This is a genomic window from Aliiroseovarius sp. Z3 (assembly GCF_029105185.1).
Classification (GTDB): Bacteria; Pseudomonadota; Alphaproteobacteria; order Rhodobacterales; family Rhodobacteraceae; genus Aliiroseovarius.
In genome coordinates this window covers 237595-256143 of sequence record NZ_JAFMZK010000004.1, presented here as the reverse complement: position 1 = coordinate 256143, position 18549 = coordinate 237595, and the positions used below count along the sequence as shown (strand labels likewise).

Here is an 18549-nt window from a genome sequence, read left to right as displayed (position 1 = left end):
CAATGGATTGAGGAACGAGCAATGCCACTTTCATGCACGACCGAAACGCGTGCGCGCCGCACCCTGCGGCGTCGCCCCATGCGCTCTGCCGCCCTGATCGGGCTTTTAGTGGGGCTGACCGCCTGTGACAGCTCCTTTGATATGGATATGCGTCGGTTTGCTCCCGGCGGCCTGTCAACAACGGCAGCGGCACAAGGGGCTACGACAGCCGCCCGACCCAAGGCAGATGCGCGCGGCGTCATCTCTTACCCCAGCTATCAGGTGGCGGTCGCCAAGCGCGGTGACACCGTCGCGCAGGTCGCAAGCCGCATTGGTATGGCGCCGTCCGAACTGGGCCGTTACAATGGCATTGCGGTCGACGCACGCCTGCGCGAAGGCGAAGTTCTGGCCCTGCCCCGCCGCGTGGCCGAGCCCGCAACCGGGGTCATCCAACCGGGCGATAGTATCGACATCACGACACTGGCGGGCGACGCCATTGATCGTGCTGATGGCACATCCAGCAAACCTGCCGCCACCGTCACATCGGGCGAGCAACCGACCCGCCATCAGGTAAAACGAGGTGAAACCGCTTATTCGATCGCCCGCAATTATGGCGTGTCCGTTCGGTCGCTGGCAGATTGGAACGGCCTTGGCTCAGGCCTGACCGTGCGTGAAGGCCAATACCTGATGATCCCGGTAAAAGTGGCAGCGCCAGTTCAAACCGCCAGCGTCACCAAACCGGGGCAAGGCTCGGCAGCGCCCATTCCGCCTTCGTCGGCGAAGCCCTTGCCCAAGGACGAAGCGGTACCCGAAAAAGTATCCGCCCCGGCGTCGCCCAAACTCGAAGAAACCCGCACACCGGCCAGCACGGCCCGCATGTCGTTGCCGGTTTCGGGTAAGGTCACCAGCCTGTTTGATGCCGAGAAAGCCGGTTACATTCTGGTTTCCGCCAAGCCCGGAGATTCCGTCAAAGCTGCGGCAAACGGCACGGTGCGGCTGGTATCCAAGGACGTCGAGGGCGAAGAAATTGTTGTGATCGACCACGGCAACGGCACCCAAAGCGCCTATAGCTTCATTCAGGGGATCAAGGTGAAGAAGGGCCAAGCGGTGAAACGTGGCCAACAAATCGCGTCCGCCTCGAAGAACCAGTACAACGCGATCCAGTTTCTTATCTTCAAAGGGACCGAACCGGTCGATCCGATGCCCTATCTGCAGTAAGGCAGATATGATCATTCATCAGGGGCGGCCAAATGGTCGCCCCTGTCACATTGTGGACTACAGCGTGATGCGGAACTGGGCAAATCCACTGTCAGACATCCCCGCCTCTTCAATCGCGACGCCAGACACATTTGCAGCGTGTTTTGCAGCGGCGGGGCCGGTTTCAAACAGAACGGTTGTGTTTTCCATAGGTGCGAAGGTCCAGTTTGCGTCCGCCTTCGGATTGATCGTGCCCTTTTCAACGATATAACGCACGATCACGTCGCGGTTGGTGTCCGGTCCTTCAAAGATTGTCGTGTCACCGCCTGCACCGGGGAAATGCCCTCCGCCGCCCGCACGATAATTGTTGGTCGCGATGATGAATTCCTGTTCTTCGTCAATGGGTTTTCCGTCGAACTGCAAGTTGATGATGCGGTGGGCGTCAGGCGCGATCACTTCACCATCCTTGTTGTACCGGGCGGGTTGGCTCAGGTCGATCTGATAGGTCACCCCGTCAATGACGTCGAAGTTATAGGACGGCATTTCAGGGTTCAGCAGCACAGCATCCTCGGCCCCCGGCTCGATCTGGTTAAAGATCGTGGCTGACCGCTCCAGCCATTCGCGCACCGTCGCGCCGTTGATCCGCACAGCCCGCACCGTGTTGGGATACAGGTAAAGGTCGGCTACGTTCTTGATCGCCACGGCGCCAACCTCGACATCCGTATAGTAATCCGGCCCCCCGCGCCCGCCTGCCTTGAAGGGCGCCGCAGCAGACAGGATGGGCAGACCTTCATGCTCGGTGCCTTTCATCATCTGATCAATATACCAGGTCTGGGCGTTCGACACGATCTGAACCGATGGATCGTCAGCCACCAGCGCGAAATAGGAATGCAGCGGCGCATCGGTCTTGCCGACCGCGCGACGCACATATTCCAAGGTCTCGTCATGCTCTTTCTGTACGGACGCCAACACGGCTGCATCGCTTTCCACCAATGCGGTGATCGAGCGGTCCTCGCCTCGCTTGTAGATCGGGCGCGCTTCGCAGGTATGCGACACCACGCGCCACGCCCCGCCATCATGTTCCAGCATCAGGTCGATCAACCCCATATGCGAGCCCCAGAACCCGCCCATGACCGCCGGAATGCCCATCAACGTGCCCGCCCCGACATCCGCCCCCGCGAAATCGGCATAGGTGTCGGAGGGGAACACAAGGTGCGAATGGCCGGTCAACACCGCGTCGATCCCTTCGACCGCCGCCAGGGGGATCGATGCATTTTCCATGCCGTCGCTGTGATCCGCGGTCCCAATGCCCGAATGCGACAGGGCAATAATCAGATCGGCCCCTTCTTCGCGCATCTGCGGAATGTAAGCGCGCGCGGCTTCAACGATATCGCGCGCCATCACATTGCCTTCCAGATGGCGACGATCCCAGTTCATGATCTGTGGCGGCACGAAGCCGATGAACCCGATACGGATGGGCTGCACGGTGCCACCCCCATTCGTAATCTCGCGATCCACGATCACATAGGGCGGCAGCAGCGTTTCATCTTCGCGTGGTGTGGCACCCAGCTTTTTCGCAACGTTGGCACACACGATGGGAAAGCCTGCCCCGGCGACGGATTTCATCAGAAAATCAAGGCCATAGTTGAACTCGTGATTCCCCAGCGTTGATGCATCAAACCCCAAAGCGTTCATCGCATTGATGACCGGATGCGTATCGCCTTCTTTCATTCCGCGCTCATAGGCAATGTAATCGCCCATCGGGTTGCCCTGCAGGAAATCTCCGTTGTCCAAAAGCAGCGAGTTCGTCGCTTCAGCCCGGATATCCCCGATCAGGGACGCGGTGCGCGCCAGCCCGACCGTGTCAACCTCGCGGTCGGCATAATAGTCATAGGGAAAGACGTGCACATGCAGGTCCGTCGTCTCCATGATCCGCAGATGTGCCTGATTTTGCGACGCCTGGACGGAATAGGGATGCAGGGCAATGAACCCGGCGGTGCCGGCCAGAAAGCCGCGACGCGATAGGGTAAGAGACATGGGAACCTCCGCTATGTGACAGAATTGGAAACAGGCTAGGATGTCATCATGACAGCGAAATGACCCGTTTGGCAAATTCGCGTGCGCAGAACCGGCAGCGCCCTGCCGGTCGATCAAGACGGCAAGGCGCTTTCAGTTCATGTTTCCAGTGCTTTGCGAGCGGTTATTCGTCAGCCCGACCTTTTCCCAGATGCTTGCGCAACCGCGACGGCGTTGACTTCTTGCGGTTCTTATAGGGGTTCTGTTCACCCTGCCCGCGCATGGTCAATCGGATTGGCGTGCCCGGCATGTCGAAATCCTCGCGCAGCCCGTTGATCAGATAGCGGCTGTAACTCTCCGGCAGTTTCTCGGGCAACGAGCACATAACCACAAAGCCCGGCGGGCGGGTTTTCACCTGGGTCATATAGCGCAGCTTGATGCGGCGGCCACCCGGTGCAGGCGGCGGGTGGGCCGAGATCATTTCGGCCAGCCAGCCGTTCAACTGTGCGGTTTTCACGCGGCGGTTCCAAATCTCATGCACGCGCATCACCGCGGCTTGCAAGCGGTCCAACCCCTTGCCCGTTTTCGCCGATATGGTGATCAGCGGCGCGCCACGCAGCTGTGGCAGAAGGCGGTCAAACGCCTCTTTCAACTCTTTCAGCTTGGCCTGCTTTTCGGGTTCGGCATCCCACTTGTTCACCGCGACCACCACCGCACGGCCTTCACGTTCGGCAAGGTCCGCGATGCGCAAATCCTGTTGCTCAAACGGGATGGCCGCATCCAGAAGCACCACGACAACCTCGGCAAACTTCACCGCGCGCAGCCCGTCAGAGACTGAAAGTTTTTCGATCTTTTCCTGCACCTTGGCGCGTTTGCGCATCCCGGCCGTATCGAAAATCCGCGTCGGCACGCCGCCCCAGTCGAACCGCAGCGAAATGGCATCGCGGGTGATCCCGGCCTCGGGTCCAGTCAGCAGACGTTCTTCGCCGATCAATTTGTTGATCAACGTCGATTTCCCGGCATTCGGGCGTCCGATCACCGCCACCTGCAAGGGTTTGTCCTGAGTCGGCACACGCGGACCATCATCCGCGTCATCGTCGACATCCACATCCGTTTCCGGGGCCATGGCGGCGGCACGGGCTTCGGATTTCTCGGCAATCGGGCGCAGCACATCCATCAGCTCGCCCATTCCCTCGCCATGCTCGCCTGACAGGCGGATCGGTTCTCCCAACCCAAGAGAGAAGGCTTCCAGATACCCGGCCTCTCCGGCCTTGCCTTCGGATTTGTTGGCGGCAAGGATCACATGCGCGTTCTTGCGGCGCAGGATATCGGCAAACACCTCGTCCGACGGCAGGATACCGGCACGCGCGTCAACCAGAAACAGGCAGGCATCGGCCATTTCAACCGCCCGTTCTGTCAGGCGGCGCATCCGGCCTTGAAGGCTTTCGTCTGTGGCTTCTTCCAGCCCCGCGCTGTCGATCACGATAAAGCGCAGATCACCCAGCCGCGCCTCGCCTTCGCGCAGGTCACGGGTCACGCCGGGCTGATCATCGACCAGCGCAAGGCGCTTGCCAACCAAACGGTTAAACAGGGTGGATTTGCCCACATTCGGGCGCCCCACAATGGCAAGGGTGAAGCTCATATCGGTCTCCGGGTCACATCAGGCGCCCCGCATACACGGTTTACGGGTCAGCGCAAAGCCAGAAGTTTGCCGTCGCGTGATACCAGATAGGCCGTGCCATTCACCACGACGGGACGTGTCGCGGCCCCACCGGGAATGGCCGTCTGTCCGACCAGATCGCCGTTCACGGGATTGAAGCCGCGCATCACCCCGTCGGATGAAGCAACCCAAAGCTTGCCCCCCGCCAAAACGGGACCAAGATTGGCATGAACTGCTTTGCGCTTACGCGTTTTGGCCTTGGTGTAATAAGGCAGAGGTACGCCCCAGATACGCTCGCCAGTTTTGGCATCCAGCCGCACCAGCTGCGCTTCGTCCGAGACAAGGAAGACGGATCCGCCAGTGACCCAAACCGGGCTAACCGCGCCTTCTTTCGCCGTCCACAAACGATTGCCTGACATGTCGATGGCCACGGTGCGCCCAACCGGGTTGCCGGTATAAATCACCCCGTCCTTCACCACCGGCTCGCCAGTGATGTCAGTGACAATGGAATAGCCGCGACCGGCCCGCTCCCCTGCGATCAGGCTGGACCATGTGCGTGCACCACCTTTTTTCAAGGCGGCAACCACCTCGCCCGAGGCGAAGGGCAGCAGCACAAGACGATCGGTGACGGCGGGCGAAGAGACACCCACCACACCGTCCTGGCTTGGCGTGCCGGACAAGCGCCATTTCACCCGGCCCGTCCCGGTTTCGATGGCCCAGGCGCTGTTGTCGCGGCTGACTACGTATACCAGCCCCCCCGATACGGCGGGCGCACCCGATCCCGAGGCATCCATTTTTTGCTGCCATTTGATTTTGCCCGTCGCGGCATCAAGCGCGCTGACCAGCCCAAAGCCCGAGGTCACATAGACCGTGCCATCGGCATAGGCCAAGCCACCCCCCGATGCGTCATCTGACCGATCCGACGGCGGGGTCAGGTCGCGCGACCACAGTGTTGCACCAGCGGTCGAGGTCGCCACCACCTGTGCACGGCTGTCCAGCGTGAACACACGCCCGTTTGCAACAACCGGTTCGGCGGTGATCCGATGCTTACGGTCGTTGCCCTGCCCGATCGACGCTGCGAACCGCAGGCTTGGCGCGGGCGACAGGGCTGGATGTTGCACGCGGTGGGTCAGGCTGCCGCCAAGATGGGTCCAGCTTGCGTGGTTGACGGTGGCAGGCAGCGAAATCGGCTGCGCGCGATTTGCACGTTCCGATCCCTCGACAGCGGCAGCAGCCTCTGACAGCTCAGCGGCATCCATTGTTTGCGGGTTCAGGCTGCGCAGATCTTCCCGTTCGCCGGGCAGAATATATTCCTGTTGGGAACAGGCAGACAGAAGGCTCAACGAGACCAAAAGAGCGGCACTGTGTGTGAACTTCAAAATACGTCCCCCAGAATAGCAATCAATCTTATCGAACCGGGCAGTTGCCCGCTGTGGCCCATCAGGATGCGTCCAGGGACCCGCCCAGCGCCACAATCAACTGAGACGCGCGCCGACGCAAGGCCCCAGACGCCTCGTCATCCACCAAAAGCGCTTTCAGGCGGGCGATGGCAGCATCGGTCTGACCATCGTCAATATCAACAAGTGCCAGTTGTTCTTCGGCAAGTGTACGGAAGGGCGCCCCGGCGATGGCCAGCGGCTCAAGCCGTGCCCGGCGCGCGGCGGCGTCCAGACCTGCGCCAGCCTTGGATACCAGCTTCAGTTGCGCCAAATCACGATACAGGCCGTCGATGTTGGGATCATCCACCAACGTCTGTAGAGCATCCACACCATCTTCGCCTTCCGCTGCTGCCAGCATAGCCACAACCGCAGAGGCATCGCCGCTGACATCCAGCGCCGCCAGGGCCGCTTTGCGGTCATCCGCCTCGGCCTGCTCTTCCGCCGCCAGAATGGCATCCCCAAGTGCCTGCGCCGCAGCACGATCGCTGGCTTTACGCCATTCATTATAGGCCGCACCACCCACCAGCAATACGACAAGCAGGACGGCGATCCAGCCGTATTTACGCATCAATGCGTACAGCTTGTCGCGACGTACCTCTTCGCTGACTTCATCGATGAAAGTATCGGTCTCGCTCACGGTCGTGCCTCCGGGTCAGAATTTGAACTCCTTTTGCCCGAACGGTGCCCGATTGCCAAGGGGGCGCGTTGTGCGGTTGGCTGTTCCTGAAACACTGACCTATCGACCAGCCTCATCTGGTCCTTCTGGTTGCATGGGTCAGGGATGCCACACTTGTTCCCGCGCAAAACAAAGAATAGTCTTTCGCCAGATTGTTTAACATCAGCAGGTAATCCTATGCGCCTATTTCCAATTGTCACGGCGATCCTCGTGGTGGCGGGCTTGTACTTTCTGGTGTTTCAACGCGACACTCTTGAAACGGTTGCAGGAACATCGTCGGCTCAAACTGTTGAGGAGGCACCTGAAACCCCAGAGAATGCCGATGCATCGCCTGCCAGCGGCGTATCGGTCGTCGCCCTGCACAGCACCGCGCGCGAGATCGAACTGCCCGTTCTGCTGCGTGGACGGACCGAGGCCAACCGCCGGGTTGACCTGCGGGCCGAGACAACAGGACAAGTCGTGTCGGACAAGATCGCCAAAGGCAGCCTTGTGAAAGAGGATGACGTGCTGTGCCAGCTCGATGCCGGCACCCGCGAAGCCAGCTTGGCCGAGGCGACCGCGCGTCTGGCCGAAGCCAAAGCCCGTGCGCCAGAAGCCGATGCCCGCGTGATTGAAGCGCAGGCAAGGCTGGACGAGGCCACGTTCAACCTGACTGCAGCCACCAAGCTTTCGGAAGGCGGATTTGCATCGGACACACGCGTCGCCAACACCAAGGCCGCCGTCGAAGCTGCCCGCGCAGGCTTTATCGCCGCCCAATCCGGTGCGGCCAGCTCTGCCGCAGCCATCCAATCTGCCGAGGCCGCCGTGGCCGCCGCCCAACGCGAGATCGAACGGTTGGACATCCGCGCACCTTTCCCCGGCACGTTGGAAACCGACACAGCCGACATCGGGACATTGTTACAACCCGGCGCGGCCTGTGCAACGGTCGTGCAGTATGATCCGGTTCGCGTGGTGGGTTATGTATCCGAGCTTCAGGTTGACAAGCTGACCACCGGGCTGCCTGCCGCTGTGCGTCTGGCCGCCGGTTCAGAGCTGTTGGGCACCGTGACCTTCGTGTCGGACACCGCGGACCTGGTTACGCGTACCTTCCGGGTTGAGGTCGAGATAACGCGCCCGGACAACGCGCAGGTTATTCGCGCAGGCCAAACCGCCGAGGTCGTGATCACCGGGAACGGGCTGCTTGCGCATCTTGTGCCCCAAAGTGCTCTGACGCTGGATGACGATGGTCAATTGGGTGTTCGGATCGTGACCTCGGACAGAGTGGCGGGGTTTTCACCGGTGACCATGATACGCGACAGCGTCGATGGTGTGTGGATCACCGGCCTGCCCGCCAACGCAGATGTGATTGTCGTGGGCCATCACTATGTCACCGATGGCGTATCGGTTGATGTAACGTATCAGGAGCCGGGCATATGATCGGGATCATTGACTGGGCCGCAAACCGCGCCCGAATGGTCATTGCCTTTGTGGTCCTGTCGGTCCTGTCCGGCGCGATCGCCTATGTCAGCCTGCCCAAGGAAGGAGAGCCGGATATCGAAATCCCGGCTCTTTTTGTCTCGGTCCCCTTCCCCGGAATTTCAGCCGCCGATGCCGAACAGTTGCTTCTGCGCCCGATGGAAACGGAACTGGCCGACATAGACGGGCTGAAAACCATGTCCGGCACCGCGGCCGAAGGCTATGCGGGTGTGGCGTTGGAATTCGAGTTCGGCTGGAACAAGACCAACGTCATGGCGGATGTGCGCGACGCGATGAACTCGGCCGAAGGCAAGTTTCCACAGGGGTTTGACAGTTATTCGGTCACTGAAATCAACTTTTCAGAGTTTCCGATTATCATCGTGAACCTGACCGGCAATGTTCCAGAACGCACGCTGGTGCGGCTGGCACGTGACCTGCAGGATGAACTGGAAGGGCTGGATGCGGTTCTGGAAGCCTCGTTGACGGGTTATCGCGACGAGATGCTTGAGGTCGAAATCGACCCGCTGAAGCTGGAAGCCTATAACGTCACGGCGGGCGAGTTGATCCAGGTCGTGCAGAACAACAACCAGTTGATCGCGGCAGGTGATATCAAGACGCCGACCGGGTCCACGGCGGTCAAGATCCCCTCGTCCTTCGACGAGGTGCAGGATGTCTATGACCTGCCGGTCAAGGTCAACGAGGACAGCGTGGTCACGTTGGGTGATCTGGCGACGATCCGCCTGACCTTCGAAGACCGCGAGGGCACCGCGCGGTTCAATGGTGACACCACCGTGGCTCTGCAAGTCGTGAAGCGGAAAGGTTACAACCTGATCGACACCGCCGCCGAGGTGCGCGCGCTTGTGGATGAAACGCGCGCGGGCTGGTCCAAGGAACTGCAACAGGCCGTTCAGATCGGCACATCGAACGACCAAAGCTATGTTGTTGACAGTATGGTGCGCCAGCTTGAAGGCTCGGTCATCACAGCAATTGCGCTTGTGATGATCGTCGTCCTGGGCGCGCTGGGAATAAGGCCCGCGCTCTTGGTGGGCTTTGCCATTCCGACCTCATTCCTTTTGACCTTTGCGCTGTTTGGCGCCCTCGGTGTCACCATCTCGAACATCGTGATGTTTGGCCTGATCCTTGCGGTGGGGATGCTTGTGGATGGGGCCATCGTTGTTGTCGAATATGCCGACAAGAAAATCTCGGAAGGTGTGGGACCGATGTCGGCCTATACGGCGGCGGCGAAACGGATGTTCTGGCCCATTGTCAGCTCGACCGCGACCACGCTTTGCGCCTTTCTGCCCATGCTGTTCTGGCCCGGCATCCCCGGCGAGTTCATGGGCTGGTTGCCCAAAACGCTGATTTTCGTCCTGATGGCCTCGCTGCTGGTGGCGCTGATATATCTGCCGGTGGTTGGTGGTGTGTCTGGCCGGATCAGCCGAACCATCGGTTTTCTGTCCGATGCGCTGCGCGGGCTGCCGGTGTGGTTGCGGGCGCTTCTGGTGTTGCCTTCGGCCTACATTCTGTTCCTGTCCGGGTTCCAGCTCTTGAACCCCGGCTATCTGTTCGGCGGCGTGCCCCCGTTCGAAGGTGCCATGGCGATCCTGCCCGGTGCGTTGATGTTCCTTATCGGGGCAACCGCAACGTCGATCACCCTGGGTTCGCTCAGTTGGCATCGCGAGGCGCAGACCGTGCAAGGCGGCTATCGTCGCACGTGGTTCGGGCATCTGATCCACTTCATCTCTGGCAACCCGATTATGCCGCTGGTGGCCATCGCTTTGGTCATCGGTTTCGTGGTGTCGACCTTCATGTTATATGGACGCAACAATCTGGGCGTCGAATTCTTCGCCGACAGCGAACCGGAACAAGCCATTGTCTATGTCCGCGCCCGTGGCAACCTGAGCCTTGAGGAACAGGATGCGATGGTGAAGCAGGCGGAAGAGATCGCCTTGTCGACCAAGGGCATCGAAACCGTCTTCGCCTTTGCAGGCTCTGGCGGGTTGAACCAGAACACTGGTGGCGCCATGGGGCCGCGCGACAGTATCGGTCAGTTGCAAATCGAATTGGTGGCCTGGGCGGATCGCCCGTCGATCGAACAGGATGCGCCGATTTTCGGATTGATCCCCTTCACCACGACCGAGATCGACCCAGAATTTGATGGCGATGCGGTTATGGCACGGTTGGAAGAACGTCTGGCCACCCTGCCCGGCATTCGCACCGAAGTGCTGAACCTGAACCGCGGCCCGGCCTCGGCGAAACCCGTGCATCTGCGTCTGAAAGGCGATGATTGGGATGATCTGGAGCGGGCGGCCACCATGGCGATTGCACAGTTCAATGCCACCCCCGGACTGACCGCCATAGAAGACACCCTGCCCCTGCCCGGCATTGACTGGCAGATCGAAGTCGACGTGGAAGAGGCTGGCAGATACGGCACGGATGTGGCCACCGTGGGCGGCATGGTGCAGCTTGTCACGAACGGCATCCTGCTTGACACTATGCGGGTCGACAGCTCGGATGAAGAGATTGAGATCCGCGTGCGCCTGCCCCAGAAAGACCGGGTTCTGTCCACGCTGGACGGGTTGAAAATCCGCACTGCCACCGGGTTGGTGCCAATGTCGAATTTCGTCACGCGCAAACCGGTGCCCAGCCTTGCCCAGATCGACCGGGTGGATCAAAGCCGGTATTATGACGTGAAGGCGGGTGTGCAGGACGATCTGGTCCGCCTGACCGATCCCGATGGGGCTGAGCAATTCGTAACCTCTGCGGAAGCTGACCGGCTTACGTCCAGCGAAGACGGTGCCGATCTGACCCGCACCCCGGTCACACCCGGAGATCGGATTGCGGCGCTGACCACATGGATTGATGGGGCCGACATGCCCGCTGGCGTAAGTTACGAATGGACCGGCGATCAAGAGGATCAGGCCGAAAGCCAGGCCTTTCTTGGACAGGCCTTCATCGGTGCGCTTGGCCTGATGTTCATTATCCTGCTGGCGCAGTTCAACAGCCTATACAACTCGGTGCTGGTGCTATTGGCCGTGGTTCTGTCAACCACAGGCGTCCTGATCGGGATGATGGTCATGCAACAGCCGTTCTCGATCATCATGACGGGCACGGGGATCGTGGCGTTGGCGGGCATCGTGGTGAACAACAACATCGTGCTGATCGACACTTATCAGGATTACGCCCGCTACATGCCGAAGATCGAGGCAATCACCCGCACCGCCGAGGCACGCATCCGACCCGTCCTTCTGACCACAATCACCACGATGGCCGGTCTGGCCCCAATGATGCTGGGCCTGTCGCTGGATTTCTTCAACGGTGGGTATTCGCTGGACGCCCCCACGGCACTTTGGTGGAAGCAACTGGCCACAGCGGTGGTCTTTGGACTGGGCATCGCGACCGTGCTGACGCTGGTCTTTACACCATCGATGCTGGCCCTGCGCATCTGGATTTCAGCGGGCGCGTATCGGTCTGCGAACGGCTTGCGTGCGCTGGCCCGCCGGTCGGGGCAAACGGCACGCGACGTGGCCCTTGATAAAGCCGCCCGAAAGACGACCCTGCGGGATCTTCTATGGGATCAAGCGGGGGATCAGGACGGCGATCTGCCGGACAGCGGTGACATGTCGCCCAATGTCGAGGATATCAAGCGTGTGCTTGCGCCGAATGCCAGACCAGAAGGCGTCGCAACTGAACCTGCCCCTACGTCAGAGCCGACCCCTACCGACGACAACGCGTCGGGTGGAAAGGATGCTGCCGAATAGGCGTGATATCACTCGGCCAATTTCAGGTGACTGCCGACGCCCGTCTGGTCGGTATCGGACATCTCCTCCTGCGCGGCTTCGCTGGCCTGGCGCGCCCACATCGCCGAATAGCGCCCGTCTTTTTCCAGCAAGGCGTCGTGACTGCCACGCTCGACCACCTCGCCCGCTTCCAGCACGATAATCTCGTCCGCATCCACGATGGTGGACAGGCGGTGGGCAATGGTAATCACCGTGCGCCCCTCGCCCATTTCGCGCAGACTTTCCTGAATGTCACGCTCGGTCTGGGTGTCCAGCGCCGAGGTGGCTTCGTCCAGCAGCAAGATCGGAGGGTTTTTCAACAGGGTCCGGGCAATTCCCACCCGTTGCTTTTCCCCGCCCGACAGCTTCAACCCGCGTTCACCGACTTGTGTGTCGTAACCGTCAGGCAAGCTCATGATGAAATCATGTATCTTGGCAGCTTTCGCAGCGCCTTCGACCTCTTCCCGGCTGGCCTCGGGGCGGCCATAGGCGATGTTGTAATACACACTGTCATTAAACAGCACCGTGTCCTGCGGCACCACGCCGATCACGCCATGCAAACTGTCTTGTGTCACGTCGCGCACATCCTGCCCGTCGATCTTCAAACTGCCACTGCTGACGTCATAAAACCGGAACAACAGGCGCCCAATTGTCGACTTGCCTGAACCAGAGGGGCCGACAATGGCAACCGTCTTGCCCGCCGGGACATCAATCGACACGCCTTTCAGGATCGGGCGCGCAGGGTCATATCCAAACCGCAAATCGTCAAAGATCAAAGCGCCACCGTTGACCTTGATATCTGGCGCACCCGGTTTGTCCGTCACTTCGGCGGGCTGTTCCAGCAGGTCAAACATCTCGCCCATATCAACAAGGGATTGGCGGATTTCGCGATAGACCGTGCCCAGGAAGTTCAGGGGCATGGTGATCTGAATCATATAGGCGTTGACCATCACAAAATCGCCAACAGTCAGATCACCGCGCTGCACCCCTACCGCCGCCAGAACCATAACGCCCACCAGCCCCGACGTGATCAGCAGGGCCTGACCGAAGTTCAGGAACGCCAGCGAATACGAGGTCTTGAGCGCGGCTTTCTCGTACCCCGCCATGGCCACGTCATACCGTTCCGCCTCGCGCCGTTCCGCGCCGAAATATTTGACGGTTTCGAAGTTCAGCAGACTGTCGATGGCCTTTTGGTTGGCATCCGTATCCTGATCGTTCATTTCCTTGCGGATACGCACGCGCCATTCGGTCACCTTGAAGGTGAACCAGATATAGGCCCCGATCGTTCCCACGACGACGGCCAGATACCAGACGTCAAATACGAAGAAGAGAATGGCCGAGATCAGCGCGAGTTCCAGCACCAGCGGTCCCATGGAAAACAGCATGAAGCGCAGCAGGAACTCGACCCCTTTCACGCCGCGTTCGATGATCCGTGACAGCCCGCCGGTTTTTCGCGTGATGTGATAGCGCATCGACAAGCGGTGAATATGTGTGAAGGTCTCGAGCGCCAATTGACGCAGGGCGCGCTGGCCGACGCGGGCAAAGACAGCATCGCGCAACTGTTGAAACCCATTGGTCATGATCCGCGCCATACCATAGGCCAGCGTCAGCCCGACCGCGCCTGTCGCCAGCGCCCAAGCCTCGCCGGTCGCCTCACCGCTCAGCACGTCAACCGCACCTTTGTATAGGAACGGTGTCAGGACCGAAACGACCTTGGACGCCAAAAGCATAAGCAGCGCAATCACCACGCGCCGCTTCACCCAGGGCTTACCCTCGGGCCACAGGTATGGGGCAACGCGTTTGATCGTGCGCCAGCCATTTTTTGGCGCTTCGGTCGAGGTAATACGAGAGGGAGGCATACGGAACCTTGCTTTAGCTGACCCGCGCAGACCCCACGGGGGTGGGATCAATCGGGGGCTTGCGTCATTTCAATATTTCACCGATATTTGAAATATGGAGCAGAGTCGAGTCCTCAAATCCCTGTCAGCCATGGCACATGACACCCGGTTGGAAATCGTGCGCCTTCTGGTGCCGCACGGCAAAGACGGCCTGGCAGCAGGTGCCATCGCCGAAGCGATCGGCGTGTCGGCATCCGGTTTGTCATTCCATTTGTCGCAACTGGAAGCAGCGGGTCTTCTGACGTCACGCAAGGCCTCAAGGCATGTCATCTATGCGGCTGACTGCAAGGCGCTTGGCGGGGTCATCGCCTATTTGCTGAACGATTGCTGCGCGCGCGACCCCGATATCTGCGCCTGCACCGGTCAGGACGTAGACATGGGGCATCAGGACAGACAAGCACACGCTTCTCAGCCCTAGACGTTACTCAGCGTCCGGAATTGCAAAAACCTGACCCGGATAAATCAAATCGGGATCCCTGATCTGCTCGCGATTGGCTGCAAAAACGCGGACATAGAGCGGCCCTTCCCCAAGATGTTCACGCGCAATGGCCCATAGGGTTGATCCCGGCTGCACCGTCACCGCTTCGACACGCACGTTCGGGGTTGCGGTGTCTGTGTTCGCCACGGCGGCCAACTGGGTGGGTTCTTCGCGCTTGAACGGGGTTTCGGTGCGCGATGTGACCGAACCATCTTCGGCAAGTTCGTCAACCCTAAGCGTATACACACCGCTATCCACTTCGGGCAGCGGCACGCGCCATTGACCGCTTTCGGTTACCTCTCCGATCTCGATTGGTTTGTTATCCAAATAAACGCGCAGGTTCGCGCCACCTTGCCCGCGCCCTGACAACGCAACCTCGCCAGTTTCGTCGTAAGTGATTGCATCTATGACGACGTTGTCGACCGCTGGGCGACCTGTGCCATCCTGCAGAACAGAAATCCCCTCGTCATCAGCCAGCAGGATCTGAGGGGCGTTGGCCGTGGTCTCTGAGGTTTCCGTGCTGGGGGGTGTCGGGGGGTCGGTGTCTGCCACGGCAAGCGTATCGGTTTGCGGTGCGTCTGCGGCTGGCTCGGATGCCGGGGCAGATGTGGTCGGGACAGATACAGTCGGCGCGATCAAAACCGTTTGCGAGCTTTCACTGTTCTCAATGACTTCTCCACCATCATCGAGCGCCAAAAACCCAAGTGCGCCGGGGGTTTCAACGGGAAGGTCCAGCAGCGCAACAAAGTTGCCATCACTGCCGACTTCGACATCTTCAAGCGGCGCGCCGTCAAGGGTTAGCTGAATGGTGCTTCCGGGTTCAGCATGGCCTGCAACGACGGCACTTCCGTCCGGGTCCACGCGAACAACATCAAAACCGGGCGATGTGTCGGAGGGGGGCAGTTCATCGGCCGCGCTGTCCGCCACATCCTCGGGCGGCGCGGTCGCGCTATCGGCCTGCGGAACGTCCGCCTTAGTGGCATCCTCAGGTGGCACAGGTATGGTCGCCACGGGTTCAGACGTGCTTGACGCGTTGGACTCGCTGGGCGACTGGGTCTGAGACCAAAGATACCAAACAGCACCAATCGCAACCACAAGAACGGCCCCTGCCGCCACTTTTAACCCGGTCGCATTGCCATCGTTGCCCGTTTCTGTCGTCATTTATTTCCCCTGTCGGCTGCCCTTAAGCCGCGCCTGCTTGTTGAACAGTATCAATACCGCTAACACCGGTCAAAAGATCATTCAGATACCAACGAATTGGAGACATCCATGACACAGCATACGGCATCGGTTTGCGTTTACTGCGGCTCGCGGTTTGGCAACGACCCCGCATTTCGCGAGGTCGCAACGGCGCTTGGCACGGCCTTGGCAAGCAACGGCTGGCGGCTGGTCTATGGCGCCGGGGATGTCGGGCTGATGGGCACGGTTGCCGTCGCGGCCCAGCTTGACGGTGCGCAAACCTTCGGTGTCATTCCAGAGCACCTGATGAAATGGGAGGTGGGCAAACGCGACCTGACCACTTTCATCGTGACCGAGAATATGCATGAACGCAAAAAGGTCATGTTCATGAACTCGGACGCTGTTGTGGTTCTGCCCGGCGGCGCGGGATCACTGGACGAGTTCTTCGAGGTTCTGACATGGCGCCAGCTTGGGCTGCACGCCAAACCGATCCTGCTTCTGAACGTGAACGGGTTCTGGGATCCGCTGGTCACGCTTCTGGACCATGTGATCGAGAACGGCTTTGCTGAAGACAGTCTGAAGGACTTTGTCACCGTCGTGGATGACGTGGATCAGGCGGTTGAAGCCTTGCGCGCTGCCTTGTCCTGACGGTAGGCTTCAGCCGAATAGATCGCCAGCGCCAACCAGATCAATGGGAACGCGATCATGTGCCAAACGGTAACTGTCTCTCCCAAAACCGCGACGGCACAGGTGAACTGAAGGCTCGGGTTCAGGTATTGCACCAACCCGACGGTCGACAGTGCCAAACGATGTGACGCATAGCTGAACAGCATGAGCGGCACCGCCGTGATCAGACCCGACGCGATCAACAACGCGCTGTCCCAGAGATGTGTGCCGAACACACCACCGGTTCGTCCCACGATCCCCTGCCACCCGGCAAAATGCGCGCCCAGAAGCCATATGATCGCAAGGGGCGCAAGCAGCAAGACCTCGGCTGTCACGGACACTACCGGACCACAGGAAAGCGTCTTCTTGATCGCGCCATATATCGCAAATGTCCCGCCCAGAAGCAGCGAAAGCCACGGCGCCACCCCCAGACCAAGGGTCAACGTCAGAACCGCTATCGTCGCAAGGGTCAAAGCCATCGCTTTGCCCCGTGTGATCACCTCACCAAACAGGACGCGCCCCAGCACCACCATCACCAGTGGAAAGATGAAGTAGCCAAGGCTGCTTTCCACCACCATGCCGATCTGCACGGACAGGATAAAGCCACCCCAGTTGATAGAAATGACAAGGGCCGCAAGCGCCACCAGAAAGGCCGAACGTCCACCAAGCAGAACGGGCACCTGCCCCAATCGTCCTTGCGCGATCAAGATCAGCCCGAAAATCACAAGTGACCATAGCGTGCGGTGGCTCAGAAGCTCCAATGGTGGCACGTGTTCCAACAGTTTGTAGAACAGCGGTGACAGGCCCCAAACAACACAAGCGGCTATGATCGCCGCGACCCCTTTTATGCCATCACTCATCGCGTGCTTCCCCTTGGTCACGATCTGTCTTGACATAAAAAAAGCGGTCGCCCAAGAGGCGACCGCCATGATGTTTCGTGATGTCGTCGGCAACAGAAACGCTGCCGCCAACAGGGTTGGATTACAGGCGCGAGGCCACGTTTTCCCAGTTCACCAGGTTGTTCAGGAAGTTGTCCAGATAGGCAGGACGCTTGTTGCGGAAGTCGATATAATACGAGTGCTCCCACACGTCACAACCCAACAGCGCGGTCTGGCCGAAGCACAGCGGGTTCACGCCGTTTTCGGTTTTGGTCACAGCCAGCGAACCGTCAGCGTTCTTGACCAGCCACGCCCAGCCCGAACCGAACTGACCCGCGCCAGCAGCAGCGAACTGCGACTTGAACTCGTCAACCGAACCGAAGCTTTCGGTGATCGCTTTTTCCAGCTCACCCGGCATCGCAACCTTGCCCGGGCCCATCATTTCCCAGAACTGGTTGTGGTTCCACAGCTGCGAGATGTTGTTGAAGATACCGTTCTGCGCGACAGCTTTGTCGTCATAGGTGCCAACAATGATCTCTTCGAGGGTCTTGCCCTCCCACTCGGTGCCAGCGATCAGCTTGTTGCCGTTGTCGACATAGGCCTTGTGGTGCAGGTCGTGATGAAACTCCATGGTTTCAGCCGACATGCCGAAATCGGCCAGCGCGTCGTGTGCGTAAGGAAGATCGGGAAGTTCAAAAGCCATGTTTAGCCCCCTGTTCATGCGTGTTTCCGTTGCAACCTAGATGGGGTAGCGGACGGGGGAAGGTCAAGGGGCAAGGCGGAAATCCGCCCCGCCCCGGACGGTTTATTTCACAGTGCATTTACCCTTTGCGCGGTAGCTGTTCTGAAAACGAACTGGCTTCATCGTCTCGCGCGCTTCAAGCGTGGCTTTGACGATTGTCAGGCGGTAAACCATGTTCTTGACGATGGTCGACGTGCTATCCGTGGTTTTTACGGGGACATTGCGCACATTCCACGAATAGGTAATGCGTTTTGCGTTGTTCACCGCGATTTTTGCCTCGATCGGGCCGCCATAGATCTCGTCGATCAACCCGTCGATGACTGTCACTTCAGAGGTCTTAGGATCGTGCCTGACCACGGCTTTCGGCGGAATCCAATCGGCAGAAGATGCGCCACTGCTGCGAAGCTCACAAACATAGGTTTCAGCCTGAACTGGAAATGACATTAATGTGCACACGGAAAGTGCCGCCGCAGATGCTGTTTTAAGGTTCACGTTCTTATTCCTACT

14 protein-coding genes are annotated in these 18549 nt (G+C 59.7%); 5 read left to right on the top strand and 9 right to left on the bottom strand.

Annotated elements, in window-relative coordinates:
• The first annotated feature begins 21 nt into the window (after positions 1 to 21).
• Positions 22 to 1197 carry a LysM peptidoglycan-binding domain-containing protein gene (locus J3R80_RS09385; RefSeq protein WP_275393512.1) on the top strand — a complete coding sequence of 392 codons (1176 nt, stop codon included), beginning with the start codon at positions 22 to 24 and terminating at the stop codon, positions 1195 to 1197.
• Positions 1198 to 1254: 57 nt separating this feature from the next.
• Here the strand turns inward: J3R80_RS09385 and J3R80_RS09380 are convergent, their stop codons facing one another.
• From J3R80_RS09380 to J3R80_RS09365, 4 genes are all read right to left on the bottom strand, one after another.
• Positions 1255 to 3213 (bottom strand): bifunctional 2',3'-cyclic-nucleotide 2'-phosphodiesterase/3'-nucleotidase, encoded by a 1959-nt coding sequence (locus tag J3R80_RS09380; RefSeq protein WP_275393511.1) that lies wholly within the window; start codon positions 3211 to 3213, stop codon positions 1255 to 1257.
• 163 nt (positions 3214 to 3376) lie between these two features.
• Positions 3377 to 4834 carry a ribosome biogenesis GTPase Der gene (gene der, locus J3R80_RS09375; RefSeq protein ID WP_275393510.1) on the bottom strand — a complete coding sequence of 486 codons (1458 nt, stop codon included), beginning with the start codon at positions 4832 to 4834 and terminating at the stop codon, positions 3377 to 3379.
• A gap of 47 nt (positions 4835 to 4881) precedes the next feature.
• On the bottom strand, positions 4882 to 6195 hold the full coding sequence (locus tag J3R80_RS09370; protein WP_275393509.1) for a PQQ-like beta-propeller repeat protein: 1314 nt from the start codon (positions 6193 to 6195) through the stop codon (positions 4882 to 4884).
• Between the two features lie 97 nt (positions 6196 to 6292).
• The gene (locus J3R80_RS09365; protein WP_275393508.1) at positions 6293 to 6928 is read right to left on the bottom strand and encodes a hypothetical protein; all 636 of its coding nucleotides are present in this window, start codon (positions 6926 to 6928) and stop codon (positions 6293 to 6295) included.
• 216 nt (positions 6929 to 7144) lie between these two features.
• Here J3R80_RS09365 and J3R80_RS09360 point away from each other — a divergent pair, with 216 nt between their 5' ends.
• Positions 7145 to 8383, top strand: coding sequence for an efflux RND transporter periplasmic adaptor subunit (locus tag J3R80_RS09360; protein WP_275393507.1), 1239 nt, complete (start codon positions 7145 to 7147; stop codon positions 8381 to 8383).
• Positions 8380 to 12183 carry an efflux RND transporter permease subunit gene (locus J3R80_RS09355; RefSeq protein WP_275393506.1) on the top strand — a complete coding sequence of 1268 codons (3804 nt, stop codon included), beginning with the start codon at positions 8380 to 8382 and terminating at the stop codon, positions 12181 to 12183. The genes J3R80_RS09360 and J3R80_RS09355 overlap by 4 nt, the downstream gene beginning before the upstream one ends.
• An 8-nt stretch (positions 12184 to 12191) precedes the next feature.
• Here J3R80_RS09355 and J3R80_RS09350 read toward each other — a convergent pair whose 3' ends face one another.
• Positions 12192 to 14060 (bottom strand): ABC transporter ATP-binding protein/permease, encoded by a 1869-nt coding sequence (locus tag J3R80_RS09350; RefSeq protein WP_275393505.1) that lies wholly within the window; start codon positions 14058 to 14060, stop codon positions 12192 to 12194.
• A 94-nt stretch (positions 14061 to 14154) separates the two neighbouring features.
• On the opposite strand from J3R80_RS09350, the gene J3R80_RS09345 reads away from it, so the two are divergent.
• Positions 14155 to 14517 (top strand): helix-turn-helix transcriptional regulator, encoded by a 363-nt coding sequence (locus J3R80_RS09345; RefSeq protein ID WP_275393504.1) that lies wholly within the window; start codon positions 14155 to 14157, stop codon positions 14515 to 14517.
• Between the two features lie 3 nt (positions 14518 to 14520).
• On the opposite strand, the gene J3R80_RS09340 is transcribed toward J3R80_RS09345, so the two are convergent.
• Positions 14521 to 15738 (bottom strand): LysM peptidoglycan-binding domain-containing protein, encoded by a 1218-nt coding sequence (locus J3R80_RS09340; protein WP_275393503.1) that lies wholly within the window; start codon positions 15736 to 15738, stop codon positions 14521 to 14523.
• Between the two features lie 108 nt (positions 15739 to 15846).
• On the opposite strand from J3R80_RS09340, the gene J3R80_RS09335 reads away from it, so the two are divergent.
• Positions 15847 to 16404, top strand: coding sequence for a TIGR00730 family Rossman fold protein (locus J3R80_RS09335; protein WP_275393502.1), 558 nt, complete (start codon positions 15847 to 15849; stop codon positions 16402 to 16404).
• Here the strand turns inward: J3R80_RS09335 and rarD are convergent.
• The 3 genes from rarD to J3R80_RS09320 form a co-directional block, all read right to left on the bottom strand.
• A complete protein-coding gene (gene rarD / locus J3R80_RS09330) occupies positions 16368 to 17282 on the bottom strand; it encodes an EamA family transporter RarD (RefSeq protein ID WP_275393501.1) in 915 nt (304 codons plus the stop codon). The two genes, J3R80_RS09335 and rarD, sit on opposite strands and share 37 nt — an antisense overlap.
• A gap of 121 nt (positions 17283 to 17403) precedes the next feature.
• On the bottom strand, positions 17404 to 18003 hold the full coding sequence (locus J3R80_RS09325; RefSeq protein ID WP_275393500.1) for a superoxide dismutase: 600 nt from the start codon (positions 18001 to 18003) through the stop codon (positions 17404 to 17406).
• A gap of 102 nt (positions 18004 to 18105) precedes the next feature.
• The gene (locus J3R80_RS09320) at positions 18106 to 18534 is read right to left on the bottom strand and encodes a hypothetical protein (protein WP_275393499.1); all 429 of its coding nucleotides are present in this window, start codon (positions 18532 to 18534) and stop codon (positions 18106 to 18108) included.
• Positions 18535 to 18549 lie beyond the last annotated feature (15 nt).

Excerpts from the sequence above, each read along its gene's own strand:
- J3R80_RS09345 (WP_275393504.1), top strand. The coding sequence starts at position 14,155 with ATGGAGCAGAGTCGAGTCCTCAAATCCCTGTCAGCCATGGCACATGAC.
- J3R80_RS09335 (WP_275393502.1), top strand. The coding sequence starts at position 15,847 with ATGACACAGCATACGGCATCGGTTTGCGTTTACTGCGGCTCGCGGTTT.
- J3R80_RS09325 (WP_275393500.1), bottom strand. The coding sequence starts at position 18,003 with ATGGCTTTTGAACTTCCCGATCTTCCTTACGCACACGACGCGCTGGCC.
- J3R80_RS09380 (WP_275393511.1), bottom strand. The coding sequence starts at position 3,213 with ATGTCTCTTACCCTATCGCGTCGCGGCTTTCTGGCCGGCACCGCCGGG.
- J3R80_RS09385 (WP_275393512.1), top strand. The coding sequence starts at position 22 with ATGCCACTTTCATGCACGACCGAAACGCGTGCGCGCCGCACCCTGCGG.
- J3R80_RS09355 (WP_275393506.1), top strand. The coding sequence starts at position 8,380 with ATGATCGGGATCATTGACTGGGCCGCAAACCGCGCCCGAATGGTCATT.
- J3R80_RS09340 (WP_275393503.1), bottom strand. The coding sequence starts at position 15,738 with ATGACGACAGAAACGGGCAACGATGGCAATGCGACCGGGTTAAAAGTG.
- der (WP_275393510.1), bottom strand. The coding sequence starts at position 4,834 with ATGAGCTTCACCCTTGCCATTGTGGGGCGCCCGAATGTGGGCAAATCC.
- J3R80_RS09350 (WP_275393505.1), bottom strand. The coding sequence starts at position 14,060 with ATGCCTCCCTCTCGTATTACCTCGACCGAAGCGCCAAAAAATGGCTGG.
- J3R80_RS09360 (WP_275393507.1), top strand. The coding sequence starts at position 7,145 with ATGCGCCTATTTCCAATTGTCACGGCGATCCTCGTGGTGGCGGGCTTG.
- rarD (WP_275393501.1), bottom strand. The coding sequence starts at position 17,282 with ATGAGTGATGGCATAAAAGGGGTCGCGGCGATCATAGCCGCTTGTGTT.